The organism is Gordonibacter sp., assembly GCF_036667095.1.
Lineage (GTDB): Bacteria > Actinomycetota > Coriobacteriia > Coriobacteriales > Eggerthellaceae > Gordonibacter.
Genome location: NZ_JAVWUP010000336.1, coordinates 1 through 2,014, shown reverse-complemented (window position 1 = coordinate 2,014; position 2,014 = coordinate 1). Strand labels below are relative to the sequence as shown.

Genomic DNA, 2,014 nt, shown 5'->3' with positions numbered 1-2,014 from the left:
CGACTCATCTACGCAAGCCACGTAGTTTAAGGAGGATTCATGCGAACTGTAGGACTGACGTTCGAGGAGAAGAGGGCGGCAAAGAAGGCTCCCGCGAAGCCTGCGGGTAAGCCGGAAGACAAGAAGCCGACAGAGCCAACCACCGAACCGGACGAGAGTAAGGACGGTAAGCCTGTAGAAGCTCCGGACGCTGTGCAGAAGGCCGTAGACGAGGCGAAGAAGGCGGCAAATGCCACTTCCTAGTCCCACACATGAAGCCTACCGGGAGTGGGGCGGCAAGTTGTCAGGGACGGCGTTTAACGCGTCGCTTCGGGCGGCACGAGCCTCTGTGCGCGAGGTTATGGGTTTCAACGTCCCCGAAGATGCGGAACAAGAAGCGGCCTACCTCAGCGCCGTGTGTGCAGCGGTTGACGTTGACGCAGCCTACGGGGCCTCAGGCGGTATCGGCGAGAGCATGGCGAGCATATCCATAGGCTCGTTCTCGGCAAGTGCGGGAGCGTCTGAGCTTAACCCCTACGAAACGGATATGCAGCGCGTTATTCGGCGCGAGCTTTCCGGCTCCGGCCTGCTGTATGCGGGGGTCGGATAATGCCGCTGCAAATACCGCTCTCGGAATTGACGGACAGCCTGGAAGTGCGCATCCCCAATCCTCAGGCCGAGTACGGGGGTGAATACCTAGATGCTGTGACCATCGAGCATGTGCGCTTCGAGCGCAAGGAGGCCCTAAACCCCCGAATCTACAAGCTAGCAGATGGGGCACAGGGGCGCCTCTGGATCGACGCCGTTAACTCTGCCGGTGCCTTCGAGGTGCCGAAGGGGTCGAAGGTATCAGTACCTGGCAAGGCGAAGAACATGCAAGTTATCGTGTGTGTGCCTCATGAGTTGCGCGGACGCGTTCACCACTGGGAGGTCGATGTTAAATGAGCCAGCCGAAGATCACCGTTGACCTGAAAGCCATCGAAGCCGCGTACTCCCCCGCCGCTTTGCGGAAGCGTCAGGCGGCGTTCGCACAGCGGGTTGGGTTCGACATGCGAAAACACGTACCAGAGGACGAGGGCACACTACGCGACTCGATGGACGTTGCATCTGACTACGAAAACGGCCAGATCATCTGGGACACCCCCTACGCCAAACGTGTATACAACGCTGACAACGTACGAACCGTTAAGAACGTGAACGCTGCTCCCCAATGGGGCGAAGTCGCCAAGGCAGAGAAGGTGGACAGCTGGCGCACCATGGCAGGTAAGCTGTGCGGCATCGATGGCGCAGGCTCCATGACGATAGGTGAGGCCGAATGAGCCCGGCCAGAAGCATCGACCTGGTGGACGTTGCCGCAAAGCGTCTGCGGGAAGCGGGATACAAAGATGCCGACGTAAAACGGCTGGCCGATGTGTCCGACGGCGGCATAGCGGTAAGGCGCGTGCCAGCAACGACCACAGGCACGTACTACGACGGCACACGCAACGTCTCCTACCTGTTCCAAGTTGCAGTGGCCAGGGAAAGCGAGCGTCAGGCCATCGACGAGTGTTGCGACATAGCCGAGCTGCTCACGCATGCCGACTTGGCGAGCGAAAACGGCACCTACCGGCTAACCTCGACAGAGGTTTACACCGACCCACAGGAACTCGAGCTGACAGATAGCGGCATAACCGTATGGGAATGCCGCTTCAAAGCAATCATCACCACAAAAGGAAGGACCACCCTATGAGCATCGAAGAAACGCTCGATTACGCGCCGAACCATGCGCACATCATTGAGCTCAACATCACCCCCGCCGAAGCTGCTCCTACCTGGGCATGGGCACAGCGAGGCATCCTCGAATGCGCACCAGAATCTGACGAAACAATCTCTGAAGATGCCTACTACCACAATCTCGGCAACACTGAAACCAGTGTGGATAGCATCAAGGTATCCATTGCCATTACGGGCCATCGCTGGTACGGCGACCCCGTGCAAGACTATGTGCAGTCCCTCGCCTTACTCACGGGAAAGGATCGCAAGACACAGTACCGTT

At 58.6% G+C, this 2,014-nt stretch carries 6 protein-coding genes; all 6 read left to right on the top strand.

The genetic code is table 11. The features are described 5' to 3' along the window. The first annotated feature begins 39 nt into the window (after positions 1 to 39). On the top strand, positions 40 to 243 hold the full coding sequence (locus RR842_RS14395) for a hypothetical protein (RefSeq protein ID WP_332730269.1): 204 nt from the start codon (positions 40 to 42) through the stop codon (positions 241 to 243). Continuing rightward, entirely contained in the window at positions 230 to 589 is a 360-nt protein-coding gene (locus RR842_RS14390) for a hypothetical protein (protein ID WP_332730268.1), read from the top strand. Before RR842_RS14395 ends, RR842_RS14390 begins: the two co-directional genes overlap by 14 nt. Continuing rightward, entirely contained in the window at positions 589 to 924 is a 336-nt protein-coding gene (locus tag RR842_RS14385; protein WP_332730266.1) for a putative minor capsid protein, read from the top strand. The genes RR842_RS14390 and RR842_RS14385 overlap by 1 nt, the downstream gene beginning before the upstream one ends. After that, positions 921 to 1,298, top strand: coding sequence for a minor capsid protein (locus RR842_RS14380; protein ID WP_332730265.1), 378 nt, complete (start codon positions 921 to 923; stop codon positions 1,296 to 1,298). Before RR842_RS14385 ends, RR842_RS14380 begins: the two co-directional genes overlap by 4 nt. Next, the gene (locus tag RR842_RS14375; RefSeq protein WP_332730264.1) at positions 1,295 to 1,708 is read left to right on the top strand and encodes a minor capsid protein; all 414 of its coding nucleotides are present in this window, start codon (positions 1,295 to 1,297) and stop codon (positions 1,706 to 1,708) included. The genes RR842_RS14380 and RR842_RS14375 overlap by 4 nt, the downstream gene beginning before the upstream one ends. Continuing rightward, on the top strand, positions 1,705 to 2,014 hold a 310-nt coding region (locus RR842_RS14370; RefSeq protein WP_332730263.1), incomplete at its 3' end, for a hypothetical protein. The genes RR842_RS14375 and RR842_RS14370, both read left to right, overlap by 4 nt.

Coding starts and splice junctions, on each gene's coding strand:
- RR842_RS14395 (WP_332730269.1), top strand. CDS start 40: ATGCGAACTGTAGGACTGACGTTCGAGGAGAAGAGGGCGGCAAAGAAG.
- RR842_RS14390 (WP_332730268.1), top strand. CDS start 230: ATGCCACTTCCTAGTCCCACACATGAAGCCTACCGGGAGTGGGGCGGC.
- RR842_RS14385 (WP_332730266.1), top strand. CDS start 589: ATGCCGCTGCAAATACCGCTCTCGGAATTGACGGACAGCCTGGAAGTG.
- RR842_RS14380 (WP_332730265.1), top strand. CDS start 921: ATGAGCCAGCCGAAGATCACCGTTGACCTGAAAGCCATCGAAGCCGCG.
- RR842_RS14375 (WP_332730264.1), top strand. CDS start 1,295: ATGAGCCCGGCCAGAAGCATCGACCTGGTGGACGTTGCCGCAAAGCGT.